General features: G+C 59.6%; 15 protein-coding genes and 1 pseudogene. 5 read left to right on the forward strand and 11 right to left on the reverse strand.

Annotation, left to right across the window (positions count from 1 at the left end; all coding sequences use genetic code 11):
- Positions 1–106: 106 nt before the first annotated feature.
- The 6 genes from KGB06_RS23520 to KGB06_RS23545 are packed head-to-tail and all read right to left on the reverse strand — an operon-like array spanning position 107 to position 4358.
- Positions 107–1789, reverse strand: coding sequence for an acyl-CoA synthetase family protein (locus KGB06_RS23520; protein WP_223520006.1), 1683 nt, complete (start codon positions 1787–1789; stop codon positions 107–109).
- Positions 1786–2331, reverse strand: a complete 546-nt coding sequence (locus KGB06_RS23525) for a hypothetical protein (RefSeq protein WP_223520008.1) — start codon at positions 2329–2331, stop codon at positions 1786–1788. The genes KGB06_RS23520 and KGB06_RS23525 overlap by 4 nt, the downstream gene beginning before the upstream one ends.
- Positions 2328–2582 carry an acyl carrier protein gene (locus KGB06_RS23530; RefSeq protein ID WP_007947135.1) on the reverse strand — a complete coding sequence of 85 codons (255 nt, stop codon included), beginning with the start codon at positions 2580–2582 and terminating at the stop codon, positions 2328–2330. The genes KGB06_RS23525 and KGB06_RS23530 overlap by 4 nt, the downstream gene beginning before the upstream one ends.
- A gap of 9 nt (positions 2583–2591) precedes the next feature.
- Positions 2592–2867, reverse strand: a complete 276-nt coding sequence (locus KGB06_RS23535; RefSeq protein ID WP_223520010.1) for a phosphopantetheine-binding protein — start codon at positions 2865–2867, stop codon at positions 2592–2594.
- Positions 2845–3657, reverse strand: a complete 813-nt coding sequence (locus KGB06_RS23540) for a lysophospholipid acyltransferase family protein (RefSeq protein WP_223520012.1) — start codon at positions 3655–3657, stop codon at positions 2845–2847. The genes KGB06_RS23535 and KGB06_RS23540 overlap by 23 nt, the downstream gene beginning before the upstream one ends.
- Complete coding sequence (locus tag KGB06_RS23545) at positions 3633–4358, reverse strand: beta-ketoacyl synthase chain length factor (RefSeq protein WP_223520013.1); 726 nt, start codon at positions 4356–4358, stop codon at positions 3633–3635. Before KGB06_RS23545 ends, KGB06_RS23540 begins: the two co-directional genes overlap by 25 nt.
- A gap of 359 nt (positions 4359–4717) precedes the next feature.
- Between KGB06_RS23545 and KGB06_RS23550 the strand changes: the two genes are divergently transcribed.
- A complete protein-coding gene (locus tag KGB06_RS23550) occupies positions 4718–5488 on the forward strand; it encodes a ParA family protein (RefSeq protein WP_223520015.1) in 771 nt (256 codons plus the stop codon).
- 132 nt (positions 5489–5620) lie between these two features.
- On the opposite strand, the gene trxC is transcribed toward KGB06_RS23550, so the two are convergent.
- The 4 genes from trxC to KGB06_RS23570 form a co-directional block, all read right to left on the reverse strand.
- Entirely contained in the window at positions 5621–6055 is a 435-nt protein-coding gene (trxC, locus tag KGB06_RS23555) for a thioredoxin TrxC (protein WP_223520017.1), read from the reverse strand.
- A gap of 87 nt (positions 6056–6142) precedes the next feature.
- On the reverse strand, positions 6143–7606 hold the full coding sequence (selO, locus tag KGB06_RS23560) for a protein adenylyltransferase SelO (RefSeq protein ID WP_223520019.1): 1464 nt from the start codon (positions 7604–7606) through the stop codon (positions 6143–6145).
- 48 nt (positions 7607–7654) lie between these two features.
- The gene (gene mscK, locus KGB06_RS23565) at positions 7655–11005 is read right to left on the reverse strand and encodes a mechanosensitive channel MscK (protein WP_223520021.1); all 3351 of its coding nucleotides are present in this window, start codon (positions 11003–11005) and stop codon (positions 7655–7657) included.
- 34 nt (positions 11006–11039) lie between these two features.
- The gene (locus tag KGB06_RS23570) at positions 11040–12782 is read right to left on the reverse strand and encodes a potassium/proton antiporter (protein ID WP_223520023.1); all 1743 of its coding nucleotides are present in this window, start codon (positions 12780–12782) and stop codon (positions 11040–11042) included.
- A gap of 487 nt (positions 12783–13269) precedes the next feature.
- Here KGB06_RS23570 and KGB06_RS23575 point away from each other — a divergent pair, with 487 nt between their 5' ends.
- The 4 genes and pseudogenes from KGB06_RS23575 (at position 13270) to KGB06_RS30195 (ending at position 15853) form a co-directional block, all read left to right on the forward strand.
- Entirely contained in the window at positions 13270–13500 is a 231-nt protein-coding gene (locus tag KGB06_RS23575) for a hypothetical protein (RefSeq protein ID WP_007947124.1), read from the forward strand.
- A complete protein-coding gene (locus KGB06_RS23580) occupies positions 13497–13799 on the forward strand; it encodes a cell division protein ZapA (protein WP_150778964.1) in 303 nt (100 codons plus the stop codon). Before KGB06_RS23575 ends, KGB06_RS23580 begins: the two co-directional genes overlap by 4 nt.
- A 146-nt stretch (positions 13800–13945) precedes the next feature.
- Positions 13946–14989, forward strand: a pseudogene (locus KGB06_RS30190) (cache domain-containing protein); the annotation flags it as partial.
- A 132-nt stretch (positions 14990–15121) separates the two neighbouring features.
- Positions 15122–15853: a methyl-accepting chemotaxis protein gene (locus KGB06_RS30195; protein ID WP_411741871.1), complete on the forward strand. Its 732-nt coding sequence runs from the start codon at positions 15122–15124 to the stop codon at positions 15851–15853.
- A gap of 128 nt (positions 15854–15981) precedes the next feature.
- On the opposite strand, the gene KGB06_RS23590 is transcribed toward KGB06_RS30195, so the two are convergent.
- Positions 15982–17784 (reverse strand): acyl-CoA dehydrogenase, encoded by a 1803-nt coding sequence (locus tag KGB06_RS23590; RefSeq protein WP_223520027.1) that lies wholly within the window; start codon positions 17782–17784, stop codon positions 15982–15984.
- Positions 17785–17910 lie beyond the last annotated feature (126 nt).

A 17910-nucleotide genomic window follows, 5' to 3' on the forward strand; every position in this document is an offset into this window, starting at 1 on the left:
TCTACCGAGTTGATCCCTTCGCGAGCAGGCTCGCTCCCACATTGGATTTTTGAACCCCCTGTGGGAGCGAGCCTGCTCGCGATTGAGTGCGCAGCACTCACCAAAGCTATGCATTACCCGCAGCCTCCAACAGAATCCGCCCACTGGAGCAGGTAGTAGTCTCATTGCGATAAGCGAAATACAATTTGCTGCGTTCCGGGTCAAAGCGCAGGTGCAGCTGGATTTCGTCGCCCGGGCGCACCAGTTGCTGGAACTTCAGCACTTCCATGCCGGCGAATTTGGCCGGCAGGTCCATCAATTGCTGGCCGAGATTCAACGCCCACTCCACCTGCACCACGCCGGGCAGTACCGGCGTTTGCGGGAAGTGGCCGCTGAAATAAGCGAGGTCCGGCGGGACTGCCAGTTGCAGGCTCCACTCGCCCTCGACTTCGACCTGTTCGAGCACTTCGGGCGCTTTGACGCGAGGCGCCAGCAGCAAGGCCTCGACATCGGCCTGAGGCAGTTTGCCCTGAGCGTTAAGTGGCAATTGCCGCAACAATCGCCAGCGCCGTGGCAGGGCGAGGGCTTCGCAATGCTGGCTCAAGTGCTGACGCAGTGCTTGCGTTAGCGTGCGTCGACCCTGATTGCGCAAGGAATGCAGACCCGATTCGCTCAGCACCAGCAGCGCACCTAGCGACGCGCGGTTTTCCTGGACCACGCCGAGGCGCGCTTCCGCGACCCAGTCATGGTCCATCAGCGCTTTTTCCAGCATGGGCAGCGAGATGCGTTTCTCTTCCAGTTTGACAATCCGGTCCAGTCGTCCCAGCAGTTCGAAGCGGCCGTTGGCGGTGATTCGTGCGGCGTCGGCTGTGTGTTCGAGGTGGCCGGCTGGCAAGTACGCAGATTTGATCAGCAGCGCGCCGTCGCTGTCCTGGCTCAACTCGACGCCAGCAAACGGCTGCCAGAGATCGCTACCCTGACGCCAGGCGATGCCGCCGGTTTCCGAGCTGCCGAAAATTTCTGTCGGCCATTGATGCAGGCGTTGGTGCAGGCTCTGCGCAGCCTCGGCAGGTAACGCACCGCCGGAGGAAAACACCCGTCGTACGGCGCTCAAGGCCGGCCAGTCGAGGTTGTCACCCATGCGTTTGAGCAGCGCCGGGCTGGCGACCCAGGCGAAGGCCGGGTGTTCACGACTGGCGCGCTGCAAGTCCTCGGGGAACGCCAGTTGCTTGCGTGCGAACTGGCGCCCGGCGCACAAGGGCCACAGCACCCGAAACAACAGGCCATAGATGTGTTGGGTGGCGACGCTGCCGATGATGCACGCCTTGCCCAGGTCCGCGCCCCAGAGCTGTTCCAGCGCCTGAACTTCATTGGCCAGTTGGCGCAGGGTTTTGTCGATACGCTTGGGTTCGCCACTGGAGCCGGAGGTGCAAAGGCTCAGCTGGCAGGTGTCTAAATCCAGTGCGGCACCCGCGAGAGGCGGATGGCGGTAATCGCTCAGGTGCGCGTCATCGGCCAGATCGGTCAGCCACAGATCGGCTTCAGCGGACCAGCGCTGGCGAGTCTGCGGTTGCAGATCGGCAGGCAGCAGCACGCTGACGCCGGCACGCCAGGCACCGAGCAGGGCAATCGCCAGGTCGGCGGCGTCTTCAAGGTGCACGGCGATGCGCTGCACACCTTGGGCTTGCAGGCCGGCCGCCAAGCGCAGGGCCTGATCGCACAGTTGTGCATGATTCAACGCCGGTTCGGCCGTTACGGCACGCTCCGGCTGAGCCTTGAGCAACAACTGCTCAAGCTTTATCCAATTCATGAGTGGCCTCGTACCCGTTGTCGTATCAGCCATTCAATGGCAAACAGCAGGCCCATCAATCCGTAGGAAATCAGGCCGGTGTACAACATCCACCAGCTCAGCGGCGCCCAAAGGGTCAGGGCGGCGGCGAGCAAGCCGTTAAAGATGAAAAACACACACCAGACAATCGTCACCTGGCGCGTGTAAATAATGGCCCTGGCTGGCAGGTGCGGTTCACGCAGGCGCGCCAGGCGTTCGACCATCGGCGGGCCGAATTTGAGGCTCAGGCCAAATAGCCCGAGCATGAACGCGCTGATCAGCACCGGGTACCAGCGTAGCAACAGCGGACTGTCGAACAGCGCCAGCAACAGGCAAAAAACTATCGCGATGGTCGCCATCCACAGGCTGCCGGGACGGCGAGTGCCGAACAACGCCCGAGCCAGCCACAGGCTGCCCAACAGCAGGCCGAATTGCCATGGAGCAAAATGTTCCATGCCGAAATACACCGCGAAGGGGTACAACAGGCCCGCGAGCAGCAGGCCAAGGCCGATCAGTCGGCTCATGCGGCGGGTTGAACCAGGCGATAGACCGCCTCGACCACGTCGCTGACAGTACGCACCGATTTGAATTCTTCGGCGGCGATTTTCTTGCCGGTCTGGCGCTTGATGTGATCGATCAGGTCGACGGCATCGATACTGTCGATTTCCAGATCCTGATACAGGTTCGATTCGAGGCTCACACGTGCCGGGTCCAGCTCGAAGAGTTCGACCAAAGCATCACGCAGGGTGTTGAAAATGTCGTCACGAGTTTGCATGGTCCGGTCTCAAGCTGCCTGTTTTGCAGTGACGAACGCCGCAAGGCTCGCCACGTTAGTGAAGTGATTGCGGGTGTCTTTGGCGTCGGCATCGATTTTGATGCCGTATTTTTTCTGAATCGCCAGACCGAGTTCCAGAGCATCCACCGAGTCCAGACCCAGGCCTTCGCCGAACAGCGCTTGATTGTTGTCGATGTCGTCGGCACTGATGTCTTCGAGGCCGAGGGCATCGATGATCAGTTCTTTGATTTCCAGCACCAGGCTATTCGTGTGCAGATCGCTCATCTTCGGCGAGCTCCTTAATAAAGTAAGTATGCAAATAATCGTTGAGCTTGCGAGAAGCCTGTGGGGGTGGGCCACTCGCGGCGAAAGTCTGTGGGTCTATATCGGCCCCGACGCGGAAGCTGAAGTGCACGCGGCGTTTCGGGATCCGATACCAGGGCTCGGCCTTGGTCAATGTCGTCGGGCTGACCTTGATGATCACCGGGGTCAGGATTTTCGCACCTCGCAGGGCGATTGCCGCGCCCCCCCGATGAAAGGCCGGCGCCTCGCCAGGCTGGGTGCGCGTGCCTTCAGGAAAGATGATCAAGGTCTGACCGCTTTTCAACGCGTCGGCAGCCGCGTCGAGCATGTCCATGCTGCCGTCGTTGCTGATGTATTCGGTGCGGCGTAGCGGGGCGCGAGTAAAGGGGTTTTCCCAGAGGCTTTGTTTGACGACGCAGTTGGCGTGTCGTACCAGGCCAATCAGAAACACGACATCGATCAGCGACGGGTGATTGGCGAGAATCATTTGCCCGGGGCGACCAAGCTTTTCCGCGCCCTGGATGTCGTAGGTCAGAACGCCCGTGCGGGCCATGAACCGGACAAAAAGCCAGAAGCAGCGGCTGACGGTTTGTCGCGCGCGCAGACGGTGGGTCTGGGCATCACCGGGCAGCCAATTGAGCAACGGGAAAACCACCAGCCGCAGGCACAGGCCACCCAACCCGAAGAGGGTGAAGCTTGCTGCAGTGGCCAGCAGACGCCAGTAATAGGCGTCGCGGTTTTTTTCGGTTACCGGGTGCGATGCCAGGTCCATACACGATTCTTCCAGGCATGTTGGCAGGTGGTTTGCTGGCCGAGCAGGGTACGCAACAGATTCAGGGCATGGGGCCAGTGGGCGTTGGACAACCTTTGCGTCGTACTGTTCAGGGACAGCTGCCAGTCGGTACCGGGGGTCAGCAACAGAGCGACGGCATAGGGAAACGGCACATCGTCGATCCAGGTCTCGTAGGCGCTGGGCGGCTGTTCTTCGGTGACAATCAGCAGGACGGCAGGTGCGCCTTCGTCGAGCATCGCCGCGGCCTCTAGCATGCCGTGTTCAAGCCCGTCGCCGGCTGCGGCGAGGGCCGTCATTTCGCTGGTTTCGCCACGCATGATCGACCAAAGGCCAATGACGGCGTTGTGCACGGACAGGCTGAAGTGAGTCGGCGACAACGGTTGGTCGGCTGCGAGATCGCTGAGGATTTCGAACGTGCGCGGGGTTTCGCCATGGCGGGAAATAAAGACCAACGGTAGGTCAAGGCGGCCATCGGCCAAGGGCCAGCCAACACTAAATGCCATTCGCGCCAAACGGCTGAGTCGTCGGCGCTGCATGGCGGGCAGGAACGACACATCGGGGGCGGCATCGCTGCTCGCAAGCACGACCGGCTGCCGGCTCCATGCCTGCCAATCGTCCACGCTTTCGAGCCCGGGAGCCCACGCGCGCCATTGGGCGATGTTGAAGTTGATCACAGACATACATCCCGCCCCAGCGGGGCTTCTTTGACGCGGTGAGTCGCACAGACAGCGACAGACCTTACGTGACGCGTAGCGCCGAGTGGCGCGCATTATCCCGGTGCTACGGGTGCGTAGCAAATGCTGGTTACATTTTGCGCAATGAAATGTACCGTCCGGTTCGGCAAAAAAAAGTATCGATTAGCCATTATCCACAGTGTGAAGCTCATGGCTGTCGGCCTTTGCCCGGGTCAATGGAAGTTATTACTGTTTTTTCATAAGGAGATTGGAGCTGACTGTGTAGTCCTGTTCCGCCGAGGTAGCTAAGCGATGCTCTGGAACACTACACTCGGTCATTCTTTGATACACGGAGAGGTTTTGACATGCGGCGCGTGGTGTTTAATCAAAAAGGTGGCGTGGGCAAATCCAGTATTGCCTGCAATCTGGCGGCGGTCAGCGCCAGTGAGGGCTATCGCACCCTATTGGTGGATCTCGATGCCCAGGCCAACTCCACTCAATACCTGACAGGCCTCACCGGCAGTGACATTCCGATGGGCATCGCCGATTTCTTCAAGCAAACCCTGTCCTCCGGACCGTTTTCGAAGAAAAACCAGGTCGACATCTACGAAACGCCCTTCGACAACCTGCACGTGGTCACCGCCACCGCCGAGTTGGCCGACTTGCAGCCCAAGCTGGAGGCCAAACACAAGATCAACAAGCTGCGTAAGTTGCTTGAGGAGCTGGGGGAAGATTACGACCGGATCTACCTGGATACACCGCCCGCGCTGAACTTCTATGCAGTATCAGCGTTGATTGCCGCGGATCGTGTGCTGATCCCCTTCGACTGCGACAGCTTTTCGCGTCAGGCGCTCTACGGCTTGCTGGCGGAAATCGAAGAACTCAAGGAAGACCACAACGAAGGCCTGGAGGTCGAAGGTATCGTGGTCAATCAGTTCCAGGCCCGCGCGAGCCTGCCCCAGCAGATCCTCGACGAATTGATTGCCGAAGGTTTGCCGGTATTGCCGGTGTATCTGGCCAGTTCAGTGCGCATGCGCGAATCCCACCAGGCCAACACGCCACTGATCCACCTCGACCCACGGCACAAGCTGACCCAGCAATTCGTCGAGCTGCACAAACTGCTGGAAAGTGCCTGATTCTTGCGCATACCGCCGAACCCCTGTGGGAGCGAGCCTGCTCGCGAAGGCGATGTAACAGTCAACTTTGATATCGACTGACACTCCGCTTTCGCGAGCAGGCTCGCTCCCACATTTGAATGGTGGTGGCTTTTAAATCCCCTGGCTACGCAACCAGCTCATCAACTGCGGTAACGGGAAAGCCCCGCTCTGGCGCGCCACTTCCCGGCCGTTTTTGAACAGAATCAAACTCGGTATCGAGCGAATCCCCAACTGCGCCGACAACTGCGGGTTCGCCTCACTGTCCAGTTTCGCCAGCCGGCACTTGCCCGCCAACTGACCGGCCGCCTGCTCGAACACCGGCGCAAACGACTTGCACGGCCCACACCAATCCGCCCACACGTCCACCAGCAATGGCAAATCGCCTTTGATCTGGCTGGCGTAATCGCCTTGCTTCAATTCGAACGGTTTGCTCAGCAAGACCTCGGCCTTGCAGCGACCACATTTTGGATGGTCGTTGAGGCGTTCAGCGGGAATGCGGTTGAGGCCGTTGCAGTGGGGGCAAGGGATGAGGAGTGGGTCAGACATGGTCGTGCTCTGAATAAGTGGAAAATTTATGAAGCTGATCTGGAGCCGGGAGTGCGTTTATCAAGTCGGAAACCTGAGTGTCGAGTTTCAGGAAGAACAACTAATCTCCAAATGCTTGCCCCACTCCGGCGGCCGCTCGGCATAACTCTCCATCCCCGGCTGTTGCTCAAACGGATTACTCAACACCGCGTGCAGCCGACGAACCTCTGAATAGTCGCCGCTCTCAGCCGCATCGATAGCCTTTTGTGCCAGGTAATTACGCAGGATGTACAACGGGTTGACCGCGTGCATCCGTGTTCGGCGCTGTTCCTGATCAACCACGCCCTCGCGAGCCACCCGGGCGACGTAAAGCTCGCCCCAGGCATCGAAGCCTTTGATGTCGACGAAGTCATCGCGCAATCGGGCGACGGCCTGTTCAGGTGATTCATCCCCAAGTCGGCGGAAGAACAGGCTGTAGTCGACGCCACTGTTCTGCATCAGTTGCAGCAGCTGTTCCAGCAGTTTCTGGTCATCGTCTTCGGCGGTGGTGAAACCGAAGCGACGGCGCATCAGGTCCAGGTAATGGGCCTGGTACAGCGGCAAGTACAGCCCGAGGGCTTCGCGCAGGGCTTCGACGCTGATGAATGGCGTCAGGGCCTGGGCGAGGGCGCTGAGGTTCCACTGGCCGATCGGTACCTGGTTGCTGAAGGAGTACCGGCCCTGATCGTCGGAGTGGTTGCAGATGAAGTGGGCGTCGAAGTCATCGAGGAAGGCGAACGGGCCGAAGTCGAAGGTGATGCCGAGGATCGACATGTTGTCGGAGTTCATTACCCCGTGGCAGAAGCCATAAGCCTGCCACTTGGCAATCAGCTCGGCGTTGCGCTCAACGATTTCACGGAACATCGCCAGATACGGTTCCGGTTGTTCCAGGCATTCGGGAAAATGCATGGCCAGCACATGTTCGCCGAGCTCTTTCTGCTTCTCGGGGCGTTTGGTGTAGTAGAAATATTCGAAATGCCCGAAGCGCACATGGCTGGGTGCCAGGCGCAGGAGCATTGCCGCGCGTTCTTGCTTCTCGCGCCAGACCGGCGTGTCGGAGCCGATCACGCACAGTGCGCGGGTGGTCGGGATGTTCAACGCGTGCAGCGCCTCAGAGGCGAGAAATTCGCGGATCGAGGAGCGCAAGACCGCGCGGCCATCGCCCATACGCGAAAAAGGCGTTTGGCCGGCACCCTTGAGGTGCAAGTCCCAGTGTTCACCGGCTTCGTTGTAGACCTCGCCCAGCAACAAGCCGCGACCGTCGCCCAGCTGTGGGTTGTAGGAACCGAACTGATGCCCGGAATAGACCATCGCCCGTGGCACTGCGTCGGCCCAGAGCTTGTGGCCGCTGAACAGCTCGGCGAACTCCGGGGTTTCGGCCACGTCCGGGTCCAGGTCCAGCAGCTTCATGGCCGCAGGGCTGGCCACCACCAGGCGCGGGTTATCGATGGGCTCAGGCAGCACATGGGCGGAAAACGTATCGCCCAGGCGGGCAAAACGATTATCGAAGGTCAGTTCGTCGAGGGCTTTCAACGGCCATCTCCAGCAGAATGTCCGAGCATTCTGCTAGGGATAGGGCCGTTAGTCGAGCTTGGCGGCTGGCGGTTCTTGCAGCGGTTTACCATCGGCCATCGGCACGATGGTTTTGCTTTCCGGCTCGATCGGCACCAATTTGTATTCCTGGCCATGAAGGTTCTTGAGGTAGACCTCCATCTGCCGGAACGAGATATTGATGTGCTGCTTCTTGAACTCGCGGTTGATGAAGCGGTTGACCTCATCGAGCACCGGGTTCCGGTCGCCAAGGTCGCGCACATGCATGCGCAATTCGTGGTCGAGGGTACTTTCGCCGAAATTCAGGAAGTACACGTGCGGTTCCGGGTCCTTGAGCACGCGCGGGTTATCCCGGGCGGCCTTGAGCAGCAGCTCTTTTACCAGGTCCAGGTCCGATCCGTAGTCGACGCCAAGCTTGAGCGTTACCCGGGTGATGGTGTCGGTCAGGGACCAGTTGATCAGTTGCCCGGTAATGAACGTCTTGTTCGGGACAATGATGTCCTTGCGGTCGAAGTCGGTGATGGTCGTTGCGCGGATGCGGATTTTGCTGACCGTGCCCGACAGGTTGCCGATGGTAATGGTGTCGCCGATCCGCACCGGACGTTCGAACAGAATCATGATGCCGGAGATGAAGTTTGCAAAAATTTCCTGCATCCCGAAACCCAGACCGACCGAGAGCGCTGCCACCAGCCATTGTAATTTGTCCCAGCTCACGCCGAGCGTGGATAAGGTTGTGACGAAACCGACCCCGGCAATCACGTAAGACAGCAGCGTGGTCGTGGCGTAGGCGCTGCCTTGCGCCAGATTGAGCTTGGACAACACGAACACTTCCAACAGACCCGGCAAGTTGCGGGCGAGGGCGAAGGTGATGCCGATGATGATCAGCGCGCCCAGCATGTCGCCGATGCTGATCGGTACCATGCTCATGGCTGCGCCCGTGCCGCTGGTGTATTCGTAGAGGGTGATGTTGTCCAGGTACGAGAACACCGAAATCAGATCGGACCAGGCCCAGTACAGTGCGCCCATGAAAGCGCCGAGCAGCGCCAGACGGATCAAGCGCAGGGATTGTTCGTTGACCTTCTCGATGTCCAGTGTCGGTTCTTCGATCACGGCTTCGCCGTCACCGGCCTCTTTCGCAGCCAGACGTTTGGTCAGGGCTCGATGGTACGCCAGGCGGCGGGCTGCAACGCTGAGCCCGCGGACAAAAGTGGCTTCGATCACCAGCCAGAACATCAGCAGGTAAAGGGTGTTGATCAGTCGGTCACTGAGCTTGAGCGCGGTGTAGTAATAGCCGAAGCACACGGCCACGAACAACGCGATCGGCAGGGCGGTAAACAGGATCCCCACGATTTTGCGGAATAGCGAAGCGTTCTCGTGCGTCGGGCTGCGCATCAGCAAACGGCTGAGCAGCCACGCCATCAAAGCGTAGCAGGTCAACACCACCGGCATGCCGAGCACATCATCGGCCAGGGTCGCCGGTTGCAGCTCGGCGACAGCCACCACCGCCACCAGCGCCATCACCACCAGGCCGAGTCGACGGATCCAGCCCTGAAGGAATTCGACCTGAGGTTTTTCCCAGCGGAAATGCAGTTCGGCCACGCCGCCCGGCGCGAGAATCCGGTAAGCGGTGTAAAACACCAGCCACGCCATCGCCATTTGCAGCAGTGCAGCGCCCATGTTGGCGTTCTGCCCGCGGGCGTCGATCTGCAAGGCGAGGCCGCACAAGGCCAGGCCCAACGCGACAGGCATCGCCAGTAAAATATTGACCAGAATGGCCTGCGGCGTGTGCCACTGGCTATCGCGCTTGAAGTGGCCGATGTCCTTGTGAACCTTGTTCAGTCGGGCATACAGGCTTTTGCGTCGCCATAGCAGGGCGCCGATCAGCAGTACCAGCGGCAGAAACAACAGCGGCCGTTGAATCAGGCCATCGCTCAATTCACTCAGGCTGGAGAACCACGGCAAGGTAGTGATCTGGCGCTGCAAGCGTTCCGGTACCGCGCGTATCCATTCCATGTCCAGCGGCTTGTTGCTGGGAATCCAGAACATTTGTTCGTCGAGAGTCGCGCGCAGGCTTTGCGCGGTGCTCAGCAATTGTTTCTGATTGAGTTGCAGGGTGATGGATTCGTTGAGCACGGCGCTCAATTCGCGGTTCAGTCGGTCCAGCAGGTCGGCGCGGGTCGTGGCTAGTTCCAGCAGGCTCTTGCGCAGTTGCGGGGTGACTTGCTCCGGCGGTTGGGTGGACAGCAGGTTGTCAACGTAAGAGGCCGGGTTGCTCAGCAATTCGCGTTGCTGGCTGACTTCGAACTGATAGAGGCGAATGTCGGCGATCTGGTCCGCCAGGTTGCGGTCGAGCCTTAAACGCGGCAGGGACTGTTTCTGTTTGTAGAGAATCTTGGAGAGCAGCAGGCTGCCCTTGAGCACGTTGATCTGCTCGTCCAGCGCCGAATCGCTTTGTGTGACGTTGTCCAGTTGCTGCTTGGTTTGCAGGTTTTGCTGGGTGACTTCGTTGAGGCGGTCCGTGCTTTTGAGCAAGTAGTCGGAGAGCTTCAGGTTGGCTGCGCTTTCCGTGGCCAACAGGCTGCTTCCGCCGGATTTCTGCGCCTCGATGGACTGCTGGGTCACCGTTTCCTGGGACTGGGCCAGGCGTTTCTGATTGATCAGGGTTTGCAGTTCCTGGATTTCCTGATCCAGGCGATCGGATTTTTCCGACAGCAAATCGTGCTGGCTGTTGCCCAGATCCTGCAACTGATTGTTGCCGGCCAATTCCTGGCGACGCAGCGGAATCAGTGCGTTCAGGGCGGTGAGTTCGGCATTGAGCAAATCGCGCTGTTCGCCGCTCAAGGTTTTGCCGGCATCTTTGCCGGCCTTGAGGACGTTGTTGATTTGTTGAATGCGCGTCTGGCTGGCCGAAATTTCGGCCTGGGCGCGCTCCGGGCGAGTCTGGGCGGTAATCACCAGGGTGTTGGCGTCGGTCAGGGCCCTTTGCAGATCGCTTTGCTGGGTCGAGCGCTCGGTGAGCATTTGCTCGAGTTGCGGGATCGACAGGTTGGCATAGCGTTGTGTCACCGGCTGCACTTTGCTGGCCTTCAGGCGCGCCAGTTCACGCTGATTCTCGATGACTTGCTTTGGCGCGGCGGCCAGTTGTTGTTTGACATCGGCCAGTTTTCGCTCGTAGTCACGCTGGTAGTTGAGCTGGGTTAGCGTGTTTTGCAGAATGGCTTGCAGAGCTTTCTGATCGGCTTCCGGCAGTTTGCGGTCGGCGATCTTGTCCAGACTCGTCTGCACGGCTTCGCTGGACGGCGGTTCGGCCGCTTGTAGCGTGCCGATGGAGAGGCTCAGGCCCAACAGGGCCATGATGAAAAAGGTGCGCAGGGTTGACATAGAGACCGATCGAAAACGAGACGAAGAATGGAGTTTAGAGGAACAAGCCCGGACCGGGGCGACTTCCTTCGGGGAATCTGACGCCCACTTTGCCGATCTTGTTCCCCTCCATGACCGCGACGGTCCAAATGGTGTTGTTCCACTCCACCTGGTCACCGACAACGGGCGCACCCCCGACTTTCTGGGCGATGAAGTGGCCGAGCGACATGTCCGGATCGATGCCTTCGACTTTCAACCCGTACAGCGCCGCAACCGCGCCCAGCTGGGCGTCTCCTTCGAGCACGAAGTCGCCGAAGAAGCGCAGATCCAGACCCCGTTGCGGTGCCCGGCTGAAGAGTTTTCCGAGGGCCGGCAGGTTGTGTTCATGGCCAATAACACACAGCAAATCATCGACTTCGAGCACAGTACTACCCGACGGATGGAGCAATTGCTGGCGACGAAACAGCGCGGCGATGCGCGTGCCTTCGGGCATTTTCAGTTCGCGAAGGGGTGAGCCGATGCACCATTTCTCGGCGCCGAGGCGATAAACGAACATCTCCCACTCGCTGGTGACATGCACTTCCAGGGCGGAACGCGAGATCGGCGCGGGGTCAGGTGGCACCGTCACTTTCAGCAGTTTGGCCACCCACGGCAGGCTCGTGCCCTGCACCAGCAGCGACACCAGCACAATAAAGAACGCGAGGTTGAAATAGAGCTGAGCGTTGGGCAGGCCGGCCATCAGCGGGAACACCGCCAAAATGATCGGGACCGCGCCGCGCAAGCCGACCCAGGAAATGAACGCTTTTTCGCGGCCATGGAACGCCTTGAACGGCAGTAAACCGACCACCACGGACAACGGCCGCGCAAACAGAATCATCCACAACGCCAGACCCAGCGCGGGCAGGGCAATCGGCAGCAGGTCATGCGGTGTGACCAGTAGGCCCAGCACCAGGAACATCCCGATCTGCGCCAGCCAGGCCATGCCGTCGAGCATGTGCAAAATGCCGTGCCGACTGCGCACCGGGTGGTTGCCGATGACCAGGCCACACAGATACACCGCGAGGAAGCCGCTGCCGTGCAGGGCGTTGGTCAGGGCAAACACCACCAGGCCGCCGGCAATCACCAGAATCGGGTAGAGGCCGTTGGCCAGATTGATGCGATTGACCAGTTGCAGCATGACCCAGCCACCTGCGAGACCGACGACGGCACCGATTCCGAACTCCCGCATGAAGTGCACGAGCAGGCTCCAGTGCAGGCCGGTTTCCCCGCTGGCGAGCATGTCGATCAGGGTCACGGTGAGGAACACCGCCATCGGGTCGTTGCTGCCGGATTCGATTTCGAGGCTGGCGGTGACCCGTTCGTTCAGGCCTTTGCCACCCAGCAGCGAGAACACCGCTGCGGCGTCGGTAGAGCCGACAATCGCGCCGATCAACAAGCCCTGAATGATGCTCAGGTTAAACAGCCAGGCGGCCACCATGCCAGTCAATGCGGTCGTTATTAACACCCCGACCGTGGCCAGCGACAGTGCAGGCCAGAGTGCAACGCGGAAACTCGCGACCCGGGTACGCAAACCACCGTCGAGCAGGATTACCGCCAACGCGAGGTTGCCGACCAAATAAGCCGTGGGGTAGTTATCGAAAATAATGCCGGCACCGTCGACACCGGCGGCCATGCCCACGGCCAGGATAATCACCAGAATCGGGATGCCGAGGCGTGACGAAAGTGAGCTCACCAGAATGCTCGCACCTACCAGCAACGCGCCGATCAGAAACAGGCTGTTGATGGTGATTGCATTCAAAGGCGTTACTCCAAAAAACTGAAAGGCGGGCACAAACTGACCATGCAGTCTGCGTGCCAGCGATTCTAACCTGTTGAAATGTGATGCTGTCAAAAAGGTTTTGGTGGTATCGCAGCAGTAGACGCGACCTGCCCCTGTAGCAGCTGGCGCAGCCTGCGTTCGGCTCGGGCCGCGTTCGGACGCAGCAGTCGTGATTCCGGCATGCCGGATCTTCCTGACATACCGCGAATCACAATTTGACGACTGCTGCGCACCCGTTCGGCGCGTCACGCTGACGTTTGAGTGAGTCTTGAGTCCCTGCGCGTTTTTGTCGCACAAGGGCTCCCAGCGACGAAGTGCAGGAACCCCATCCGCCAATCACAGTCTTTACTGCTCGCGAGAAAGGTTGCCTGCCAGGAAAGCCAAGGCCTTGGCCCGGAATAACCCTGGCGTGCGTGGTGACTTTTCTTTATCGTACGCGCCCTTTGAAAATGCTCGGAAAATCAAAATGTTGGAAGCATCCCTTAGCCAATTGGAACAGCTGGTAAATGACTTGGTGCAACAGAACCAGGCACTGCTCGGCAGCAACCAGACCCTGAGTGCAGAACTGGCTCAGGCCAAGGATGAAAACGAAAGCCTGCAACTGAGCCTGATGGAACAGGAAGAGAAACAAGGCGCCACTGCCGCACGCATTCAGGCCCTGGTTGAGCGCGTCAGCGCTGGTCCGGTCAGCGCATGAATCAAGGCGCCGCAGGGGTAAAAGTCGTCTCGATCCTGGGGGAGGACTATTCGATCAAGGCGCCGGCCGGGGAAGAGCAAACCCTGCTGGACGCCGCGATGATGTTGAAGGCTGCTTTGGCCGACACCAAAAGAAAGTACCCGACATTGATCGGTGACCGCCTGTTGGTACTGGCCGCGATGAATCTGTGCTCGCAGCAGATCGAAATGCAAAAGCAGCACAAGCAGGAACTCGACCGTTACCAAGAGCAAGTCAGCGCCACGGTTGAAGTGATCTCCAAGACGATCAATCAGGCCTGATCGGCTTTGCGCACAACCAAAGAATAAATTGTCGATATGTGTTGTATACAATCGGCACGGCTGTTGCAGTGTTTCAGCCTCTTATTCTTTGGGGGTGTTCCATGCAGTTTTGGCGACGCAGTATTCAATGGCAGTTAATCCTGAGCATGGGCACCGCCCTGCTGGTCAGTATTCTGATCGTGGTGGGCATTTATACCCTCGTGGTTAACCGTCTCGCCCAGAGCTATCTGGTCGAACAAGCCCTGCCGTCGAGCATCGAAGCGATGCGCAACGACATCGAGCGAATCCTCGTTCAACCCCTCACCGCCGCCAAGGACATCGCCAGCAATAGCATGGTGCGCGACTGGTTGGCCGGGGGTGAAGACGATGTCCGGACGGCGACGTTCGTACGGTACCTGGAAGGCATTCGCGCTGAACACAAAGCCTTTACCGCGCTGATTATCGGCACGGCTTCGAATCACTATTTGACCGAAAAAGGCCTGGAACGGACCCTCAGCCGTTCCAACCCCAAAGACGCCTGGTTCTACTCATTCCTGGACAGCAATCAGCCGCGCACCCTCAATATCGACAATGACACCGCGACCGGAGAATTGGCGCTGTTCATCGACCTCAAGGTTGAGCAGGCTGGTAAAGTCGTGGGCGTTGCCGGGCTTGGCCTGAGCATGAAAGAGCTGTCGGAGCTGATCCACAACTTCAGCTTTGGTGAGCGCGGAAAGGTCTATCTCGTGCGTTCCGACGGTTTGATCCAGGTGCATCCCGAGGCGCAATTCAGCGGCAAACGTACCTTGACCGAGCAGATCGGCTCTGCGGCGGCGCAAGCAGTCATGGGTCAACTCTCTAACTCCACAGCGTCCGCCACCAACAGCAGCTTTATAAGAGACGGCGAAGACTTCCTCGCCTTGAGCCTGCCGCTTCGGGACTTGGGCTGGACGCTGGTGGCCGAAGTGCCGCAGTCGCAGATCTATGCCGAAGCCCGCCGCGCGATGTGGATGAGCAGCGGCATCGGCCTGGCGGTAGCGCTGGTGTGCCTGTTGCTGGTGGTATTGCTGGCTCGTGGTTTGGTGCGTCCGATCCGTCAGGTAACAGCGGCGCTGGTAGCCATTGGTAGCGGTGGTGGCGATTTGACCCATCGGTTGGATGCCAGTCGCGCCGATGAGCTGGGCGATCTGGCGCGCGGCTTCAATCGGTTTCTGGACAGTCAGCGCGAGATGATCGGCGAAGTACTGACCACCAGCGAACGACTGCGCACCGCAGTTGGCCAAGTGGCGAAGGTGGTGGACAACACCGCGGAACGTTCTGGTCGTCAGCAGGAAATGACTGACATGGTGGCCACCGCTGTTCATGAGATGGGCCTGACCGTGCAGGAAATCGCCCAGAACGCTGGCAACGCGGCGGTCGCGTCGCAGAATGCTCGCGATGAGGCGATGCAGGCTCGCGAAGTGGTGGGCGGCTCGATCCGGCATATCGAAAGCATGTCCGACGAAATCGGCATCGCGGCGGGTGCCGTGGGTGAGCTGGCCAATCAGGTGGCATCGATTGATCAAGTGCTGGCAGTGATTCGCGGGATATCCGAGCAGACCAATTTGCTGGCGCTCAACGCGGCCATCGAAGCGGCGCGGGCCGGGGACATGGGCCGTGGTTTTGCGGTGGTGGCGGATGAAGTGCGCACCTTGGCGCGACGCACGCAGTCGTCGACCGATGAGATTCAACAGATGATCGGCAGCCTCAAGCAGGGGGCGGAGAATGCGGTGTCATCAATGCACAGCGGACAAGCGGCGACCGGCACGGGTGTCGAATCGAGCCAGCGTACCGGGGCGTCGTTGACGGCGATTACAGGGCAGGTGGAACGCATCAGTGACATGAACCATCAGGTGGCGACGGCGACGGAAGAGCAGTCGGCGGTCACCGAAGAGATCAACCGCAATGTGCAGGGGATTTCGGATTTGGCCCGGGCGACGGCGGGGGAGGTCAGGGCTTGTCGTGAAGACTGTCAGACGTTGCAGCGCTTGGCTGATGATTTGGCGCGGCAGATGGGTGGGTTCAAGCTGGGCTGAAAAAGTGCGTTGGCTATGCTGACGCCTTCGCTGGCAAGCCAGCTCCTACATGGCCGGTGCGTTCACACCAAACCCTGTAGGAGCTGGCTTGCCAGCGAATAGATTTCAGCTGCAGCACAAGTTCGGGATCAGAACCACTCATCCTGCATCCCAAGACAAACATCATCCCGAGCCTCAAGAATCGCCAGCTCATGGTGGCAACCTGGCACTTCCCACGTCAGGAAATACCGCGCCGCCTGCAGCTTGCCTTTATAGAAGCTGACATCCGCCGCATTGCCTTTGGCCAAGCCTTCCTCGGCACGAATCGCCTGTTCCAGCCAGCGCCAGCCAATCACCGTGTGCCCGAACACTTTCAGGTACAGCGCGGAGTTCGCCAGGCTGCTGTTGACCTTGCCTTGAGCCAGATCAGTCAGCAGGCCGATGGTCACTGTTTGCAGGCGTGCCACCAGTTTTTCCAGCGGTTCACGCAGCGCGGTCAAGGATTCATATGCCTGCGCCCGCGCGCCGGTGTCGGCGATCAGTCGGATCAATTGCTTGAGCCCGGCACCACCGTTCTGCGCCAGCTTGCGCCCTAGCAAGTCCAACGACTGAATCCCGTGCGTGCCTTCATGAATCGGGTTCAGACGATTGTCGCGATAGTACTGTTCCACCGGGTATTCACGGGTGTAACCGTGGCCGCCGAGAATCTGGATCGCCAGTTCGTTGGCCTTCAGGCAAAATTCCGACGGCCAGGATTTGACGATGGGCGTCAGCAAGTCCAGCAGTTCATGGGCCTGCTTACGCTCGGCTTCGGTCGCAAGCGTGGTGGTGTCATCGAACAATCGCGCCGCATAGAGGCCGAGATCGAACGAACCTTCGACGTACGCCTTCTGGGTCAGCAACATGCGTTTAACGTCGGCGTGTTGAATGATCGCCACTGGCGCGGTGTTCGGGTCCTTGCTGTCCGGCACGCGACCCTGTGGCCGCTCGCGGGCATATTCCAGCGAGTACAAATAACCGGCGTAACCGAGCATCACCGCGCCCATGCCGACGCCAATCCGCGCCTCGTTCATCATCTGGAACATGTAGCTCAAACCGTGGTGCGGCTTGCCCACCAGATAACCAACACACTCGCCGTTATCGCCGAAATTCAGCGCGGTGGACGTGGTGCCGCGCCAGCCCATTTTGTGGAACAACCCGGCCAGCAACACATCGTTGCGCTTGCCGAGGCTGCCGTCATCGTTGACCAGAAACTTGGGCACGATGAACAGCGAAATCCCCTTCACCCCGGCTGGTGCGTCCGGCAGCTTGGCCAGCACCATGTGCACGATGTTTTCCGACAGCGGGTGGTCGCCGCCGGAGATAAAAATCTTGTTGCCCTTGAGGCGATAAGTGCCGTCAGACGCAAGCTCGGCGCGGGTACGAATATCCGACAGCGACGAACCGGCATGCGGCTCGGTCAGGGCCATGGTGCCGAAGAAGCGGCCGTCGATCATCGGCTGCAGGAAGCGCTGTTTCTGCTCCTCGGTGCCGAAACTTTCGATCAGATTCGCCGCGCCCATCGTTAAAAACGGGTACGAAGTGGATGCCGCATTGGCGGATTGAAAATGCGCGAAGCAGGCCTGGGACAATAAGGTAGGAAGCTGCATGCCACCCGCGTCGAAACTGCGCGCGGCATTGAGGAAACCGGCTTCGAGGAACGCATCCACCGCCGGTTTCACTTCCGGGATCAGAATCGCCTGACCGTTCTCATAGCGCGGCTCGTTCTCGTCACCCTTGCGGTTGTGCGGGGCGAAGAATTTTTCGGCGATATTGCGAGCGGTGCCGATGGCGGCATCGAAGGTCTCGCGATTGTGCTCGGCGAAACGCTCACGCTGGGTCAGGCCCTCGGCATCGAGGACTTCATACAGCTCGAAAGCCAGATTGCGGGAACTGAGCAACGTCTCGGACATGGCGGCCTACCTTTTTTTGGAATGGACCGAGTCTAGGCGCGGGGAGGGCGGGGTGAACAGGATGATTGATGAGCGTGATAGAAGGGCAAAACACCGACCTGTAGGAGCTGGCTTGCCAGCGAATGC

The organism is Pseudomonas sp. GL-B-19, assembly GCF_019956415.1.
Lineage (GTDB): Bacteria > Pseudomonadota > Gammaproteobacteria > Pseudomonadales > Pseudomonadaceae > Aquipseudomonas.